16 protein-coding genes are annotated in these 17162 nt (G+C 72.5%); 2 read left to right on the top strand and 14 right to left on the bottom strand.

The window, feature by feature from the left end:
- The first annotated feature begins 69 nt into the window (after positions 1-69).
- Positions 70-1737, top strand: a complete 1668-nt coding sequence (locus DMB42_RS46715) for a sialidase family protein (RefSeq protein WP_185845231.1) — start codon at positions 70-72, stop codon at positions 1735-1737.
- Here the strand turns inward: DMB42_RS46715 and DMB42_RS46710 are convergent, their stop codons facing one another.
- From DMB42_RS46710 to DMB42_RS46650, 13 genes are read right to left on the bottom strand one after another with little or no spacing between them, the layout of a single operon-like run.
- Complete coding sequence (locus DMB42_RS46710) at positions 1738-2826, bottom strand: alanine racemase (RefSeq protein WP_125646642.1); 1089 nt, start codon at positions 2824-2826, stop codon at positions 1738-1740.
- Positions 2823-3650 (bottom strand): amidohydrolase family protein, encoded by an 828-nt coding sequence (locus DMB42_RS46705; RefSeq protein ID WP_125646639.1) that lies wholly within the window; start codon positions 3648-3650, stop codon positions 2823-2825. Before DMB42_RS46705 ends, DMB42_RS46710 begins: the two co-directional genes overlap by 4 nt.
- Positions 3650-4495: an IclR family transcriptional regulator gene (locus DMB42_RS46700; protein WP_125646636.1), complete on the bottom strand. Its 846-nt coding sequence runs from the start codon at positions 4493-4495 to the stop codon at positions 3650-3652. The genes DMB42_RS46705 and DMB42_RS46700 overlap by 1 nt, the downstream gene beginning before the upstream one ends.
- On the bottom strand, positions 4492-6021 hold the full coding sequence (locus tag DMB42_RS46695) for an amidohydrolase family protein (protein WP_185845230.1): 1530 nt from the start codon (positions 6019-6021) through the stop codon (positions 4492-4494). The genes DMB42_RS46700 and DMB42_RS46695 overlap by 4 nt, the downstream gene beginning before the upstream one ends.
- A complete protein-coding gene (locus DMB42_RS46690) occupies positions 6014-6463 on the bottom strand; it encodes a RidA family protein (RefSeq protein ID WP_125646629.1) in 450 nt (149 codons plus the stop codon). Before DMB42_RS46690 ends, DMB42_RS46695 begins: the two co-directional genes overlap by 8 nt.
- A complete protein-coding gene (locus DMB42_RS46685) occupies positions 6423-7439 on the bottom strand; it encodes an ABC transporter ATP-binding protein (RefSeq protein ID WP_125646626.1) in 1017 nt (338 codons plus the stop codon). The genes DMB42_RS46690 and DMB42_RS46685 overlap by 41 nt, the downstream gene beginning before the upstream one ends.
- On the bottom strand, positions 7436-8419 hold the full coding sequence (locus DMB42_RS46680) for an ABC transporter ATP-binding protein (protein ID WP_125646624.1): 984 nt from the start codon (positions 8417-8419) through the stop codon (positions 7436-7438). Before DMB42_RS46680 ends, DMB42_RS46685 begins: the two co-directional genes overlap by 4 nt.
- Complete coding sequence (gene opp4C, locus DMB42_RS46675) at positions 8419-9300, bottom strand: oligopeptide ABC transporter permease (protein ID WP_125646621.1); 882 nt, start codon at positions 9298-9300, stop codon at positions 8419-8421. The genes DMB42_RS46680 and opp4C overlap by 1 nt, the downstream gene beginning before the upstream one ends.
- A complete protein-coding gene (locus DMB42_RS46670) occupies positions 9297-10256 on the bottom strand; it encodes an ABC transporter permease (protein ID WP_125646618.1) in 960 nt (319 codons plus the stop codon). Before DMB42_RS46670 ends, opp4C begins: the two co-directional genes overlap by 4 nt.
- 28 nt (positions 10257-10284) lie before the next feature.
- Positions 10285-11850 carry an ABC transporter substrate-binding protein gene (locus DMB42_RS46665; RefSeq protein WP_125646615.1) on the bottom strand — a complete coding sequence of 522 codons (1566 nt, stop codon included), beginning with the start codon at positions 11848-11850 and terminating at the stop codon, positions 10285-10287.
- Positions 11847-12710, bottom strand: a complete 864-nt coding sequence (locus DMB42_RS46660) for a fumarylacetoacetate hydrolase family protein (protein ID WP_221762675.1) — start codon at positions 12708-12710, stop codon at positions 11847-11849. Before DMB42_RS46660 ends, DMB42_RS46665 begins: the two co-directional genes overlap by 4 nt.
- Entirely contained in the window at positions 12707-13630 is a 924-nt protein-coding gene (locus DMB42_RS46655; RefSeq protein WP_125646612.1) for a Gfo/Idh/MocA family protein, read from the bottom strand. The genes DMB42_RS46660 and DMB42_RS46655 overlap by 4 nt, the downstream gene beginning before the upstream one ends.
- On the bottom strand, positions 13627-14643 hold the full coding sequence (locus DMB42_RS46650) for a Gfo/Idh/MocA family protein (protein WP_125646609.1): 1017 nt from the start codon (positions 14641-14643) through the stop codon (positions 13627-13629). Before DMB42_RS46650 ends, DMB42_RS46655 begins: the two co-directional genes overlap by 4 nt.
- Positions 14644-14769: 126 nt before the next feature.
- On the opposite strand from DMB42_RS46650, the gene DMB42_RS46645 reads away from it, so the two are divergent.
- On the top strand, positions 14770-16071 hold the full coding sequence (locus DMB42_RS46645; protein ID WP_260478355.1) for an aspartate aminotransferase family protein: 1302 nt from the start codon (positions 14770-14772) through the stop codon (positions 16069-16071).
- A 208-nt stretch (positions 16072-16279) separates the two neighbouring features.
- On the opposite strand, the gene DMB42_RS46640 is transcribed toward DMB42_RS46645, so the two are convergent.
- Positions 16280-17017 carry a hypothetical protein gene (locus DMB42_RS46640; RefSeq protein WP_125646606.1) on the bottom strand — a complete coding sequence of 246 codons (738 nt, stop codon included), beginning with the start codon at positions 17015-17017 and terminating at the stop codon, positions 16280-16282.
- Positions 17018-17162 lie beyond the last annotated feature (145 nt).

The following is a 17162-nucleotide window of genomic DNA, read 5'->3' as shown; positions in this document are numbered from 1 at the left end:
TTCCGGCGGCACGATCCTGTTGACATGGAATGGCATTCCGCGTTCGATCTCCTCCATCAGGAGGTGGACATGCGGAGAACTTCGCGATGGTTGGCCTCGGCGGCCCTGGGCATGGCCGTCGTGTTAGGAAGCGCGGGACAGGCGAACGCCGACGGTCCCTCGATCAGCGACCCGGGCGTTCCCGACGTACGGATCGAGGCGCCCGAACCCGGCGGGTGCAAGGCGTGGGACCCGACGCTCGGCGGCGACGCCGCGACGAACCGGCAGCTCAACGAGAACGTGCCCTGTGGCTGGTTCCCGTCGATCGCCAAACTGGCCAACGGCGACCTCTACGTCGCCTACTCCTACGGCCCCAGCCACTCCAACTACAGCAAGATCGCCGCACGCCGGAGCAGCGACGGCGGCCACACCTGGTCGGCCCGCCAGATCATCGTGGACGACCCCGCCATCCCCGACGAGAAGGAGCCGAGCCTCACCGCCCTGCGCGACGGCCGGCTGCTGATGACCTACTACGACTACTCGCCCGGCCGGCCCAACAAGCACCGGCGGCAGGTCTATCTGCGCAGTTCGTCCGACAACGGTGTCACCTGGTCGGCGGCGACCACGCTCGACTCGCTCGTCTGGGACTTCCCCACCAGCCAGACGGCCTCCGACGGGGAGCTCGTCGAGCTCGACGACGGCACGCTGCTGCTGCCCGTCTACACGATGCGCGCCCTGGACGGCTCGATCGGCAAGTGGGGCGTCCACGTGCTGCGCAGCAACGACGGCGGCCTCACATGGAACCGCTCGGACGAGCGCGTCGTGATGTGGGACGGGCCCACCGGCACGATCGACTACAGCGAGCCGGCGCTGGCCGACCTGGGCGGCGGGCACGTCCTGCTGCTGGCCAGGACGGCCGGCAATCCCGCCGGGACCATGCGGCAGAGCGAGTCCTTCGACCACGGCGCGACCTGGAGCGCGCCGGTGGACGTCCCCGGGCTGTACGGGCACGCGCCGCACTTCCTCAAGCTGCGCGACGGCTCGTTCTTCCTGACCTACGGCGACGTGTCGGGCGCGTTCGCCTCCTCGCGGCCGGTGGTCGGCAGGTTCTTCGACCCGCGCCGGGGGTGGGCCGCCACGCAGGGCAAGATGATCTACAAGACGCCCCGGACGAGCCAGCAGGCCTGGGTCTACTTCCCCTCGTCCGACATGTCGTACCCGGGCAGCGTCGAGCTCGACGACGGCACGGTCTTCACGGTCTACTACGACCGGCTCGAAGGCATCATCGGCGGCACCTACACCCGTCCCGCCGAGAACCGGCTCGACCTGTGGGGGATGTACCAGGCCGGGCGGGCGACCGTGCAGACCGACATGACGGTCACCTCGCCGAGCAGGCCGTCGCTGCAGCCGTACGGACCGATCGACGGCAGCATCGACTACTGGCACTCGGCCGCGGCCGACGGGCCCGCGCCGCCCGTGCGGCAGTGGACGCTCACCCTGGCCGACCCCGTCCCGATCGGCCAGGTCGGGGTGGTGCTCAAGCCCGGGTACGCCGAGTCGGCGACGGTCGAGGCCGGCGGGCGGACGGTCGCGACGTACACGATGCGCCGCACCGACGCCCTCGACTGGACGCCGGCCGGAGGGACGCTCGCCGGCCAGGTGCGCGTCTCGATCACCGACTCCAGCCGCAACGGCGACGCGCTGCTCACGGAGGTGGCGTTGCGCACCTGGCCGACGACGTTCTCCAGGGCGTCCTAGTCAGTGCCTGCCGGTGATCGGCCAGCGCGCCACGGCGGTGTCGCCCTCCACGACGTGGGCTCGGCTCCACATGTTGACGACGCCGCAGCCGTGGTTGGGCAGGATCCGCAGCAGGTCGCCGACCCGCAGCGCGTCCACGCCCTCACCGGTCAGGTAGCCGTGCTCCTCGTTGGCCTTGGCGAAGGTCAGCGAGGGCCGGTCGACCACCAGCCCGAAGCCGGAGCCGTTGACCGAGGCGTCGGAGCTCATGGCCTTCAGCCCCGCGTCGACGATCGCGACGCCCCCGCGCGGCGTGCTCACCACCCGGGTGAGCACGGTCAGCGCCGTGCGGGACAGGCCGGCGGTGCCGAGCGCGACCTGGTTGCTGTCGTAGAAGACGTACGTGCCCGCCCGCGCCTCGGTGACGCCGGGGACGAAGGGGGCGGTGGTCGCGCCCGGCGTCGATCCGACGGAGACGATCTCACAAGGATGGCCCGCGGCGCGCAGCTCCGCCGCCACACCCGCCAGCACCTCGCCGACGAGTGTGCCCGCCTTGTCCATGCCCGGCCGGTCGCCCAGATACGTCATCAGATGCCCCTCGTGGGTGAGCACCCCGCGCAGTTCGAGCGACGGCAGGGCGGCCAGCTCGGCGGCGAGCGCGAGCGCGTCCTCAGGGGCCACGCCGGCCCGGCCGAGCCCGGTGTCGACCTCGATCAGGTACGGCTGCCGCCGCCCCGCCGCCCGCGCGGCCTCCGCGAGCGGCCGGGCCACCTCGACCGAGTCGACCGCCACGGGCACGCCCGCCCGTACGGCGAAGTCCACCTTGGCCGGGCCCACCGGCTGATGGGCCCACACCAGATCGCGGATGCCCGCCTCCAGCAGCGCCGTGACCTCGGCCGCGGTCGCGCAGGTGAACCCGATCGCGCCGTGGTCGAGCTGGAGCCTGGCCACGTCGAGGCACTTGGAGGCCTTGAAGTGCGGCCGCAGCCGCACGCCGGCCGAGGCGGCGAGCGCCGACATCTCCTCGATGTTGCGGACCAGCCGGTCACGGTCGATCAGCAGGGCGGGGGTCGGCAGCTCGGCGAGCGGCGCCGGGGCGAAGGCGTTCACCGCACCCCCAGCAGCTCGCGCGGGTCCTCGTCCAGCAGGCGCTCGATCGTCTCCGGCCGGACGCCTTCGAGCCCGGGGATGCGGATCGCGGTCAGCGACCGCAGGCCGGCGACCGCCTCGTCCGGCGTCCAGAGCGGGTAGTCGGAGCCGAAGAGCAGTTTGCCCGTCACGCCCCACTCCTGCGCGCGGACCAGGGCGAGGAACCCGTCGAGCGGCCTGGCCCAGTTCGCGGAGACGTCGGCGAAGACCCGCGGGTTCTTCCTGAGCACGATCATCGTCTCGCGCTGCCACGGGTGCCCGAGATGGGCGACGATCTGGGTCAGGCCCGGGTGCCGCCTGGCCACCGCGTCCACGACCAGCGGGTTGGTCACGCCGAGGTCGCCGTGGGGGCTCGGCGTCGCGCCCATGTGCCACAGCAGCACCAGCCCCGCCTCGGCCGCCGCGGCGTAGAAGGGGTCGTGGGCGGTCCCGGCCGGGTCGAAGTGGGCCAGCACCGGGTAGAGCTTGATGCCGCGCAGGCCCTTGGCCACCCCGTCGGCCAGCTGTTCCAGGACGTCGGGATCGGTCGGGTCGAGCGCCATGAAGCCGACGGTCTCGGTACGGGTGTCGGCGCAGAAGCGGGCGACGAACTCGTTCGACGTGGCCACGCCGGCCGAGGTGGCCCGCAGGCCGAAGACGAACGCCGCGGTGACCCCTTTCATGGCCGCGTCGTAGTCGGCGGGCGTCACGTCGGTCCACGGCCTGCCGTACACCGGGCGCCAGTTCGCCTCCCACTCGCAGCCCCAGTGCTCGGACAGCAGGCAGTGGGTGTGCACGTCGATCATCAGGTATGGCTTCCTTCCGTGGACGACAGCGAACGGTGGATCACGCGCAGCGCGGCGGCCAGGTCCGGGTCCGCGGCCATCTCGGCCGCGGTCGCGCGCAGCTCGGCCACGTAGCCGCCGTGCCGGTCGGGGTCCAGCTCGCCGGCCGGGCCCGAGACGCTGACCGAGGCGACCCACCGGCCGTCGATCTCCAGGGGCACGGCCAGGCAGCGCAGCCCGATGTTGGACTCGTTGTCGTCGTAGGCGTAGCCGCGCTCCCTGGTCAGTTCGAGGTCGGCGCGCAGCTCCGCGAACGTGGTCAGCGTGCTGCCGGTCATCGCCTCGTACGGCTCCTCGGGCAGGTGCCGGGCCAGCGCGTCAGGCGCGAGCCCGGCCAGGAGCAGCTTGCCCAGCCCGGTGGCGTGCGCGTCGGCTCTCGACCCGCTCATGGCCGTGTAGCGGATCGGCCGGTCCGGCTCCTCCACGCGCAGGTGCAGCACCTGGGTGCCGTCGAGCACGCCGAGATTGGCCGTCTGCCCGGTGGTCGCGGCGAGGGCGGCCAGGTAGCCGCGCGCCGCGGCCGAGGCGTCCAGCGTCGAGACGTACGCCGTGGACAGGTCGAGCACCTTGTGCCCGAGCCGGAACGAGGGACGCTCGTCCACCCGCACCACGTACCCGGTCTCGGTGAGCACGGCGAGCAGCCGGACCAGCGTGCTCTTCGGCAGGCCGGTCTCGTCGTTCAGCTCGCCCAGCGTGACCGGGTGCTTGGCCTTGGCCAGCCGCTCCAGCAGCGCGAGCCCTCTGGCGAGGGCGTGGGCGTGGTAGTTGGCCGCGGCCGGCTTGTCGTCGTCGATGGTTCGTCTCATGGGTTCACTTCCGTCTGCGACCGCAGAACCCGGCCCGGCCGCGCGCCGGTGTGGACGCCGTCGTCGATCACGACGGCCCCGTTCACGACGACGAGGTCGATGCCCGCCGGGTAGCGGTGGGGATGGGTGAAGGTGCTCAGGTCCTCGATCTTCTCCAGGTCGAGCAGCAGCAGATCCGCCGCGGCGCCCACCCGGATCGAGCCGCGCCCCGCGAGCCCGAACAGCTTCGCGGGAGCCCCGGTGCATTTGTGAACAGCCTGCTCCAGCGTGAGCCGCCCGGGGCCGACGTGGTGACGCAGGAGGCGAGGATAGCAGCCGTACGAGCGGGGGTGCGGCGTGCCCCGGCCGGTCGGACCCGCCGGGTCGAGCGCGAACCCGTCGGAGCCGATCACGGTCATGGGATGGGCCAGCGCGGCGCGCAGATCGTCCTCCGAACGGCCGAAGGCGACCATGGCCACGGCGTTCCCGCCTTCGGCCATCAGGTCGAGGGCGTCGTCGTCGGTCGCGAGCGGGCTGCCGTCGACGAACACGTCCGGCCAGTCCCACCAGCGGTCCGCCCATTCGCCCCTGATCCGGTCGCGGACCCGCGGGTCGCGCAACCGCAGGCGCATGGCGGCCTCGCCGCCGTCGTGCGCCCAGCCGGGCAGGAGCTGGGAGAGGTTCGCGCTGCCGGCCAGGTAGGGGTAGACGTCGGCGCGCACGTCGGCGTCGGCGGCCTCGATCAGCCGCAGCGCCCGTGCCACCCCGCCCCAGTTGCGGCGGCCGACCGCCGCCAGGTGGGAGATCTGGGTACGGCATCCGCTCGCCTCGGCCACCCGTACGGCCTGCCGTACCGACTCGGCCAGCCCGTCGGTGTAGTCGCGCAGGTGCCAGGCGAACACCCCGCCGTACGCCGCCACGACCTCGGCCAGCATGACCAGCTCGGCCTCGTCGGCGTAGCTGGCGGGCGCGTAGATCAGCCCCGTGCTCAGCCCGACGGCCCCGTCGTCGAGGGCGGCGGCGAGCAGCTCGCACATCCGGGCCCGCTCGGAGGTCGTGGCCGGCCGGTCGGCGAAGCCCACCGCGGCGGCGCGCAGCGGCAGGTGCCCGACGAGCGAGGCGGTGTTCACCGACGGGCCCGCCGCCGTCAGCGCCGTCCGGTAGCCGGCCAGGTCCCGCCACGACCACTCGACCGCCGGGTCGACGTCGATGAAGGCGACGGCGGCGCGCAGCGCGGCCGTGTCGGTCCCGGCCTCCAGCGGCAGGACCCCGAGGCCGCAGTTGCCGAGCACCTCGGTCGTGACGCCCTGGCGGATCTTGCTGTGCGCCCGCGGGTTGCTGATCAGGGCCAGGTCGGAGTGGCTGTGCACGTCCACGAAACCGGGGCAGACCATGCGCCCGCCGGCCTCGACCACCCGGGCCGCGGCCTGCCCGCCCAGGTCGCCCACCGCCTCGATCCGTCCGGCGGAGACCGCGACGTCCGCGGTGCGGGCGGGCGCGCCCGTGCCGTCGACGAGCAGGGCGCCCCTGATCAGCAGGTCAGTCATCGTCGATCCGGAACGTGCCCTCGACCTCGACGGGACTGCCGAGCGGCAGCGCCGCCACGCCGATCGCGGCTCTGGCGTGCGCCCCGCGCTCCGGCCCGAGCACGGTGAGCAGCAGCTCGGTCGCGGCATCGGCCACCAGGTGCTGCTCGGCGAAACCGGGCACGCAGGCGACGAACACCGTCAGCTTGACCGCGGTGACCTGGTCGAGCGAACCGGTCTGCGCGAGCACGGCGGCGAGCACGTTGCGGGCGCACTGCCAGGCGCAGGCGCGCGCGGTCGCGAAGTCGACGTCCGCGCCCGTCGTGCCGGTCGCGAGCAGCCCGCCGCCGGGGACGGCCGCGACCTGGCCCGAGGCGACGATCAGGCTGCCGTCGCGCCGTACGGCGGCGACCGGCGGCCGGTCAGGACGAGCCGGAGGTGTGTCGGGAAGCGTGTCGAGCACTGATGGTCTCCTCTGGGAAGTGGCAGGCGCTCGGATGCCCGGCGCCGGAACGGTCTTCGAGCGCCGGCTCCTCGACGGCGCACCGCTCCCGCGCCTTCCAGCAGCGGGTACGGAAGCGGCAGCCCGACGGCGGGTCGGCGGGGCTCGGCACGTCGCCCGACAGCAGGATGCGCTCTCCCGCGCCGCGCAGCGAGGGGTGCGGGATCGGCACCGCCGAGATCAGCGCCTTGGTGTATGGGTGGGCAGGCCGCAGGAAGATGTCGTCGACCTCGCCGATCTCCACGATCTTGCCGAGGTACATGACGGCGACCCGGTGACAGATGTGCCTGACCACCGACAGGTCGTGGGAGATGAACAGGTAGGCGAGGCCGAGCCGGCGTTGCAGGTCCGCCAGCATGTTGATCACCTGGGCCTGGATGGAGACGTCCAGCGCGGAGACCGGTTCGTCGAGCACGAGCACCCGGGGCCCGAGGGCGAGGGCGCGGGCGATCCCGACCCGCTGCCGCTGCCCGCCGGAGAACTCGTGCGGGTACCTGTTGGCGTGCTCGGGCGCGAGCCCCACCAGCTCCAGCAGCTCCCCGACCCTGGCCTCGTCGTACACGCCCTGCACGCGCAGCGGTTCGGCCACGATCTCGTGCACCGTGAGCCGCGGCGACAGGGACGCGTAGGGGTCCTGGAAGACGATCTGGATCTCCCGTCGCAGCGGGCGCAGTTCGGCCGGGGAGAGCGCGGACAGGTCGTGCCCGCCGTACAGGATGCGGCCGGCCGTGGGGTCGGCGAGCCGTACGAGCAGGCGGCCCGTGGTGGTCTTGCCGCATCCCGACTCGCCGACCAGGCCGAGGGTCTCGCCGGCCGACAGGGTCAGGTCGATCCCGTCCACGGCGTGCACCGCGCCGACCTGGCGCCGGAGCAGCCCGGCCCGGATCGGATAGTGCTTGACCAGCCCCTCTACGCGGAGCACCTCCGTGGTCGTCATGCGAGCTCCTCGTGGAAGTGGCAGGCGGTGGCGTGCCCGGCGCCGAGGCCGACCAGCTCGGGCCTCGACGTGCGGCAGGCGGCCCGCCCCGGCGCCAGCGGGCAACGCGGATGGAACGGGCATCCGTCCGGTGGCGCCAGCAGGCTCGGCGGGCTGCCCGGGATCGGGACCAGTTCGCCCCGCGAGGACTCCACCCGCGGCCTGCTCGCCAGCAGGCCCCTGGTGTAGGGATGCCGGGGAGCGTCGAAGACGGTGTGGACGTCGCCCTGCTCGACCACCCGGCCCGCGTACATCACGGCCACCCGGTCGGCCAGCTCGGCGATCACCCCGAGGTCGTGCGTGATGACGATCGCCGCGGCCCCCGTCCGCTCCCGCGCGCCCCTCAGCAGGTCGAGGACCTGGGCCTGGATGGTCACGTCGAGGGCGGTGGTGGGCTCGTCGGCGATGAGCAGCGCGGGCTCGTTGGCCAGGGCCATCGCGATCATCGCCCGCTGCCGCATGCCGCCGGAGTACTCGTGCGGGAACTGCCGGTAGCGCGTCTCGGGGTTGGGCACGCCGACGGAGGCGAGCAGCGCGAGCACCCGCTCCCGGACGGCTGCGCGGGACAGGCCCCGCCCGTGCAGCCGGACCGCCTCGGCGATCTGCCTGCCCACCGGGACCACCGGGTTGAGCGCCGTCATCGGGTCCTGGAACACCATCGCGATCTCGCCTCCGCGCACCGCCCGCATGGCGCGCGGGGACAGGTCGAGCAGGTTCCTGCCGCGAAAGAGGATCCTGCCGCGGGTGATCCGGCCGGGCCGCCTGACCAGGCCGAGCACGGACATCGCGGTGACGCTCTTGCCCGATCCCGACTCGCCGACCACGCCGACGACCTCGCCGGGCCGCACGTCGAGGAAGACGCCGTCGACGGCCTGGACGAGCCCGTCCTCGGTGGGGAACCGGACGGCCAGGTCCTCGATGGACAGCAGCGGCTCGTCCATCAGCGCACTCCTCTCGGATCGACGGCGTCGCGCAGCCCGTCGCCGACGAAGTTGACGGCGAGCACCGTGAACGCGATGGCCAGGCCGGGCGGCACCCAGAGCCACGGCATGGTCCTGATCAGGGTCAGGTTCTGGGCATCGGTCAGCATGTTGCCCCAGCTCGCCTGCGGCGCCTGGACGCCCAGGCCGAGGAAGGACAGCACCGCCTCCAGCAGGATGGTCTGCGCGACGAGCAGCGTCCCGACCACCGCGACCTGGGCGAGCACGGCGGGCACGACGTGCCGGGTGATGATCGAGGCGCGGCCCGCCCCGAACGCCCGCGCGGCCTGCACGTACTCCTGCTCCCGCAGGCTCAGCGCGAGTCCGCGGACCACCCGGCAGGCGGTCGGCCAGTTGCAGGCGGCGAAGACCACCACCAGCATCGGCGCGCTCGGCCCGAGGATCCCGGCGAGTACGACGACCACGACCAGCGAGGGGAAGGAGAGCACCACGTCGGCGGCGCGCATGATCAGCGCGTCGAGGGCTCCGCCGGCCACGCCGGCGACCGCGCCGAGCAGCGTGCCGATCAGCACGGCCGCCAGGGAGGCGGCCAGGCCGACGAGCAGGGACACCCGGCCGGCGTACACCAGCCTGGCGAACACGTCCCGGCCCGAGGAGTCGGTGCCGAGCAGGTGCTCGCCCGAGGGTGGGCGGCGGAACGCGGCGAGGTCCACCGCGTTCGGGTCGTGGCCCGTGACCACCGGCGCGCACAGTGCCACCAGCACGATGAGGAGGAGGAAGGCCGCGCCGGCCAGGGCCATCCGGTTGCGCAGGAACCGGCGCAGCGCCAGCCGCGCGGGCGAGCGCCGCGCGACGGGGGTGGTGAGGGCGGTCGTGGTCATCGCAGGCTGATCCTCGGGTCTGCCACCGCGTACAGCAGGTCGGCGGCCAGGTTGCACAGCAGCACGAGTACCGCGATGAACAGCGCGAAGCCGATCACCACCGGATAGTCGAGCTGCCCGATGGAGCTGATCGCGAGCTGGCCCATCCCGGGCCAGGCGAAGACCTGCTCCAGGGCCACGGCTCCGGCGAGGAGCTGCGGCACGTAGATCATGACGACCGTGATGAGCGGGATCAGCGCGTTGCGCAGGGCGTGCCGCAGCAGGACGCGCGGCGGCGCGGCGCCCTTGGCCTCGGCGGTGCGGACGTAGTCGGCGCCGAGCTCGGCGATCAGCCCGCCGCGCACGTACCGCATGAACGGCCCGGCGATGGACAGGGCGAGGATGGTGGCGGGCAGCACCAGGTGCGCCAGCACGTCCGCGCCGCCGCCGTCGTCCGGGTTCGTCATGCCGGAGGAGGGCAGCCAGCCGAGGGTGAGCGAGAACACGTAGATCGCCACGATGCCCACGAAGAAGCTCGGCACGGAGATCACCGCGAGGCTGACGGCGGCCGAGGCGTAGTCGGCCGCGGTGTTGCGCCTGACCGCTGCCAGCGTGCCCGCCGGGATCGCGACGAGCAGGCCGAGCGCCAGCGCGGTGCCCATCAGCAGGACGGTCGGCCCGAGCCGCTCGCCGAGCACCGCGCCGACGGGACGGTGGCTGACGAAGGAGTAGCCGAGGTCGCCGGTGAGGGCGTCGCGCAGCCAGACGACGTACCGGACGAGGACGGGGTCGTCGAGCCCGAGCTCGGCCCGCTTGCGGGCGATGAACTCCGGGCCGCCCGCGGCGAGTTGCTCGGGGTTCACCATCATCCGGACCGGATCTCCGGGGGCGGCTCTGACCAGCAGGAACACGCCAATGCTGATGAAGAGGAAGACGGCCACGTTGACGGCGAGGCGGCGGGCGACGTACGTCAGCACGGCGGTCTCCTCCGGCTTGCGATCCTGTTCACCCCGCCAGGCTCCACTCGTCGGCGTTCCAGAAGCCCACCGTGAAATCGCCGTTCGGCTTGAAGCCGCGCAGCCGGGTGCCGTAGGCCCAGATGACCTCGGGGTTGTAGAGCCAGACGTAGGCGGCCTGGTCGTTCTCCCGCTTGGCGGCCTGCTGGTAGAGGGCGGACCGCTCGGCCGGGTCGGTGACGGCGTCCGCGGCGCCGGTCAGGCGGTCGATCTCCTTGTCGCAGAAGTGCGGGATGTTGCCGCCCTTGGGGTAGAACGCGTCGCACCTGAGGATCGGGTTGCTGCTCGACGGATCGGCGGCGTACGTCCCGCCGCCGAAGAGGGCGAGGTCGTAGGAGAGCTTGTCGTAGGACTCCAGCAGCTCGGCGGCCTGCACCTGCTTGAGCTTGACGTCCATGCCCGCGGCGGTCAGGGCCCCCTGGATGACGGTGGCCGCGGCGTCGCGGTCGCGCTGCCCGGGGATCCAGGCCAGCGTCACCGGCTTGCTCGCGTCCCATCCGGCCTCGCCGAGCAGCTTCTTGGCCGCCTGGACGTCGTAGGGGTAGGCGTTGAGGCCGGCGGGCAGCGCGGGCTTGGCCACGTACGAGGAGTTCTGGACGCTGCCCTTGCCCGCGAGCAGCTTGTCCACCAGCGACTGCCGGTCGATGGCGTGCAGCATGGCCTGCCGCACCCGGGGGTCGGCGAAGCGCTTCTGCGTCTGGTTCACCGCGATCCTGAGGAAGCCGGGGCTCGGCTTGCTCGCCACAGTGACGCCGGGCAGGGACTGGACCGCCTGGAGGTCGGTGGGGGAGATCTGGGCCAGGTCCATCTCCCCGGTGCCGAGCTGCGCGGTCGCCACGTCGGACGTGACCGGCTTGAGGAAGATCCTGGGGATGCCGACGGGCTTGCGGTAGTTCGGGTTGGCGGCCAGCTCGACGTACTGGTCGGTCTTGTAGTCCACGAACGTGTACGGCCCGAGCCCCGCGGTCGGCTTGTTGAAGAAGGCGTCGCCCGCGACCGCGTCCACCGGGACCGCGCCGAGCACGTGCTCGGGCAGGATGAAGCCGAACGGGCCCGCGATCAGGGAGAGGAACCCCACGTTGGGCTTGTCCAGGGTGATCACGAAGGTGGAGTCGTCCGGCGCGTCGAAGGAGGCGCCCGCGAGCTTGCCCGCCATCGCGCTGCCGCTGCGCGCGTCGGCGAGCAGCTTGTAGGTGAACAACACGTCCTTGGCGCCGAACGGCTTGCCGTCGCTCCACTTCAGGCCGGTGCGGAGGTGGAAGGTGAACGACTTGGCGTCCTTGGAGATCTCCCACCGTTCCGCGAGGCGCGGCTCGTACTCGGCGGCGTCGTCGACGGTCAGCAGGTTGTCGTAGATGAGCTGCATGACCTGCTGGTCGGGGCCGGTCGGCGGATCGAGCGGGCTGAACCGCTTGGGCTTCTGGTACAGGTAGACGTTGAGCGCGCCCGCCGTGCCCGCGCCGCGGTCACCGCTCGTCCTGGTGGGGTCGGAGCAGGCCGTCAGGGGCATGAGCAGGGCGCCCGCGACGATCAGCGCGAGCGGTCGTACGGTCATGGGGTCTCCCTCGGTGAGACGGAGTTGATCAGTGAACCCAGGCCGGTGATCGAGACATGGATCTCGTCGCCGGCCGAGAGGAATTCCCCCGAGCTCGCGCCGACGCCCGCGGGGGTGCCGGTCATCAGCACGTCCCCCGGGTGCAGCGTCATGACGGCCGAGGCGAAGGCGACGAGCTCCGCCACGCTGAAGATCATGTCCTTGGTCGAGCCGTGCTGCTTCACCACCCCGTTGACCCGCAGTTCGATGTCGAGCGCCTGCGGGTCGGGCACGTCCTCGCGGGTCACGAGATACGGGCCGAACGGGGCGAAACCATCGAGCCACTTGCCGGCGAGCCAGTCGAAGAAGCCGACCGCCGGATCGTCGGTGTCACGGTCGAAGCCGTACGACATGGACCGTGCGGACACGTCGTTGGCGACGGTGTACCCGGCCACGGCCGAGAGCGCGTCCTCGATCGCCAGCCCCTTGACGGTCCTGCCGATGACCACGCCCAGCTCCGCCTCCCAGTCCACCTGCTCGCTCACCGAGGGCAGCCGGATCGCCTCGCCGGGCGCGAGGACGGCGGTCGGCGGCATCAGGAACAGGCGTGGCGCGAGCCGGCTCTTGTCCAGCGCGGGCGCGCCCGCCTCGGCCACGTGCGCCTGGTAGTTCGCCGCCACGCCGATCAGCTTGGCCGGACGCGGGATCGGCGCGAGGATCCTGACGTTCTGGAGGAGGTGCTCCGTGCCGCGCGGCGCGGCGGCCGGGCCGTCGGCCAGCCAGACCGACAGGTCGCCGTCACCGAACTCCTCGATCCGGTCCTCGCCGTGCAGGCGGCCGTGCCGTACGGCGCCGTCACGCATATAGGTCAGCAGTCTCACGACGCCTCCTGATCGCCGACCGGCTCGGGCCGGCCGCTCTCCATGGACTTCCTGGCGGCCTCCACCAGCAGCAGCGCGGCCAGGCCGTCGGCGGGGCCGAGCTCGGCGGGGCGTCCGCCGGTGATCGCGGCGTGCAGCTCGCCGAGCATCCGGTGCACGGTGCCGTGCCCGGCCCACGCCGTGCGCTCGCCCTTCTCGTCCCGTACGGTGACCCGCGGGCGGGTGGCGTCGGCCAGGAGCGTGCCGTGGGAGCCGCTGATCCGGTACCGGTGCAGGGACGGCCCGCGCACGCCCGCGATCGGCGCGGTCCGCCCGGCGACGACGGTGCTGGTCATCCCGCGCTCGTGCGTGAGGCAGAGGGTGACCAGGTTCTCCGGGCCGTCGGCGGGCCCGGCCAGGGCGTACACCGTGGTCACCGGCAGGCCGGTGATGGCGTGGACGGCGTCGGTCGCGTACGGGGCGAAGTTGAGCAGTTCGCCGTACGGCCAGACCGGGCCGCCGCCCGCGACGAGGAAGTCCGCCTGGACGTTCCACGGCAACCCCACCCGGCCTGCCGCGACCGCGGTCCGCGCGCGGCGGACGGCCGGGTTGAAGCGCTGGTGGTAGGCGGGCAGGCAGACCAGGCCGGTCCCGGCGGCGACGGCCGCGATCCGCGCGCACTCCGCGGACGTCAGCGCGACCGGCTTGTCCACCAGCACATGCTTGCCTGCCCGCAGCGCGGCGGTGACGACCTCGACCCGGCGCTCGAACGGCACGCAGACGCTCACGACGTCGACGTCCGGCCGGTCGAAGCCGTCCTCGGAGGCGCCGACGATCTCGAAGCCGGGATGGGCGGCGAACCCGGGGGCGTACATCTGCGACTGGTGGTCCTGGTGACCCACGCCCGCCGAGCCGGCGAGCAGCACTCCGAGAGTTCTCACGAGACCTCCACCGGCAGACCCGAGACCATCGACCGCTCGGCCGCGACGCCGAGCGCGACGGCGAGGGCGGCCTCCTCGCCGGACACCGGGGTCCGCGTGTTCCCCGCCGTGACGGCGTCGAGCCAGGCCCCGAGCTGGGCCGCGAAGCCGTCCGCCACGCCGGGGTCGAGCAGGTGCGAGCCCTTCTCGTCCCACAGCAGCGGGCTGTCGCCGTCCCACGCCATCGTGAGCAGGCCGCCCGTGCCCTGCACCACGACGTCCCGATGGGACAGCGTGGCGGGGCGGTGGGCACGGCTCATCTCGCAGATCGCCACCGCGCCGTCGGCGTACTCGACCACCATCTCCAGGTAGTCGTGGACGTCGAGCTCGGTCGCGGTCCTGCGCTGTCCTCGGGCGTACACCGAGACGGGACGGCCGCCGATCCACCAGGTGACCAGGTCCAGCAGGTGCACGCCGTTGTGCAGGGCGTGGCCGCCGGACCTGGCCGGGTCGATCACCCAGGTCCGCCAGTCGGGCCAGATCCAGCCGCCGAGCAGCGCGAGCCGGACGAGCGTGGGCCGCCCGACGGCGCCCGCCGCGATCTCGTCGTGCACGGTCCGGGCGTAGTCGTAGAAGCGATGGGAATGGGCCACGGCCAGGACGAGGTCGCGCTGCGCGAACGCCGCGACGATCGCCTCCGCGCCCTCGGCCGTGGTGGCGAGCGGCTTCTCCAGCAGCAGGTGCTTGCCCGCGGCCGCCACGCGCAGGGCCAGATCTTCATGGGTGTCGTTGGGGGTGCAGACGATGCAGGCGTCAACGTCCGGACGGGCCAGCGCCTCGGCGACGTCGGCGGTCCACGGGACGCCGCCGTTGCGGTGCGCGGCCGACCTCGCTCGATCGGCGCTCACGTCGGCGAAGCCCGCCAGCACGCACCTGGGATCGGCCGCCACCGCCGCGACGTGCAGGTCCGCGATCGCGCCCGCGCCGATGACCAGGACGCCCAGTGGACTCCTCGACATGGAATCTCTTTCCATGCGTGCATCCTTGAGGGCGCGTCTTCCCGCTGTCAAGAGGCTGGAGCATTGACGTGGCACGACGTTCCACGTACGTTCGCAGCAACCTGAAACGACTTTCCATGTGAGGGATGCACGGTGGACTCCATGAAGCCGGCCGGCCTGGCCCTGCACCAAGCCGCCCGCGCGGTACTCCCTGGAGGCGTGAACTCCGCGACGCGCTACGTCGGCTCGCCGTATGCCTTCGTGGCCGCGGAGGGCGCCCGCGTCACGGACGCCGACGGCACGCACTACCTCGACTACCACGCGGCGTTCGGCGCCGTGCTGCTCGGCCACAACGCGCCTGTCGTGAACGAGGCCGTCGCCCGCGCCCTGGGAGGCGTCGACCTGATGGGCATCGGGGTGACCCGGCCCGAGATCGAGCTGGCGGAACTCGTCACCGAGCTCATTCCCTCGGCGGAGACGACCATCTCGACGATGAGCGGGTCGGAGGCGACCGCCCAGGCCGTGCGCCTGACCCGCGCGGTGACCGGGCGTCCGCTGCTGGTCAAGTTCCAGGGCTGCTACCACGGCTGGCACGACTCCGTCGCCCGGAACGTGATCTCCCCGCCGGAAAGGGCCTACGCCAGGGATCCACTGTCGGCCGGGCTGCTCGACGAGGCCGTGGACTCCACCCTCATCGCCGAGTTCAACGACCTCGACTCGGTCCGCGCCTGCTTCGAACGGCACCCCGAGCGGATCGCCGCGGTCATCCTGGAACCCGTCCCGCACAACGTCGGCGCGCTGCTGCCCACCCAGGAGTTCGTAGAGGGGCTGAGGGCGCTGACCACCGCCCACGGATCACTGCTGATCTTCGACGAGGTGATCACCGGGTTTCGGCACGCGCTCGGCGGCTACCAGCAGGTCTGCGGTGTCATGCCTGACCTGACCGCCTTCGGCAAGGCCATGGGCAACGGATATCCCGTGGCCGGCCTCGCGGGCAGGCGGGACCTGATGGCCCGCTACGAGAGTGACGTCCTGCTGGCCGGGACCTTCAACGGGCACCCGGTCACCACGGCGGCGGCCGTGGCGACCATGACCTACCTGCGCGACAACCCGGACTTCTACCACCGGACCCACCGGCTCGGCGAGCGCATGCGCAGCGGCCTGTCGGACATCCTCGGCGAGCTCTCCACCTCCGCGACCGTCGCCGGGTTCGGCGGCGTCTTCGCCGTCTACTTCACCTCCGGCCCGGTACGCGGCTACCGCGACCTGCTCCGCAACGACGGCGACGCCTACCGGGTCTTCCACCGCAGGATGACCGAGGCGGGATTCCTCATGCTCCCGATGGCGCTCAAGCGCAACCACATCTCCGGCGCGCACACCGAGGCCGACATCGACCTGACCCTGGAGGCCGCCCGCGATGTCCTGAAGTCCATGCACACCGAGGGCCTGCTGCCGGGGGCATGATCTTTCCCGGGTGAGGAGCGCGGCCTCGCCCGTCCGACGGGGTCACGGCGACCTCCGGGCGGCGGGGCCGCGGACCTCGCTGCGCGGGGCGGACTTGACCCTGACGTCGGGCCACGGGCTCGGGCACCCAGGTCACCGCGTACTTGTAGGCGCGGCCGGTGACCTCCGGCCGCTGGGTTGCGGATTGCGCAGGCTCGTCCTTCTGTGGTCATGGTTTGTGGTGGGTGGCGGGGTCGGCGTCCTCCAGGGTGGCCAGGCGGGTGCGGGCGCCGGTCAGCATGTCCGCGGTGTCGGTGTCGTCGGGGCGTTCGGCGTGCAGGACCTCGTACATCTCCACCCTGCGCTGGGCGAGGCCGAGCTCTGCGTCGCGCTGTTCGGCGGGTGTCAGTTCGGCGCCCTTGTGGGGACCGGTTTTCGTGAGCAGGTTGGCGGCCTCGGCGATGAGCCCGGCCTGCTCGGTGGTGGTCATGGCCGGATAGCCCGGAGGGACGGGCTCGGACTCGTGCACCGCCAGTCGCAGGCCCGTCTGGGGCGGCCGCAGCCGAAGGCTCAGCAGGGCCAGGACCTGCGCCGGGTCGGCGAGGGGGCCGAGGTAGGCGTGGGCACGGTCAGGGATCAGCCAGGCCAGCAGGGCCCGGCGCCGGAAGTCCGCGTCGGCCGCTCCGTAACGTTCGTGCGCGGCCTGCTTGCTGATCTCGCCGTGCGCCTCGCCGATCGTCTCCCAGGAGGTGCCGGCCAGCCGCTCGCAGACGACGGCGTCCCGCAGGATGTCGCGGGCCTGCTCGAACAGCAGGTGGGCGGCGGCGACCAGGTCGCCGGGCTGGTGGTCGCTGTGGTCCCCGTCGGCGGCCAGCGCGAGGTAGCCCCTGGCGGCATCGGCTGCCTCGGAGGTGACGGCCAGCCGGGCCAGCGCGGCCCTGGAGTAGGCAGTGCCCTTGTCGATCATCTGTCAAGAATCACCTGACGAACATGGATGGTCAAGAAGTGCTTGACCATCCAATGGGGTGACCGGCCGGCCGGGTTGGTCGGCACGGCATCGGCTTGGGCGGCCATTAGGAGGAGAGGGGTTCCTCCTTGGGGAGGATCGATCT

Source organism: Nonomuraea sp. WAC 01424, from assembly GCF_003947315.1.
Lineage (GTDB): Bacteria > Actinomycetota > Actinomycetes > Streptosporangiales > Streptosporangiaceae > Nonomuraea > Nonomuraea spiralis.
The sequence above is the reverse complement of the archived record's forward strand: the minus strand, read 5'-3'. Positions and strand labels throughout refer to the sequence as shown.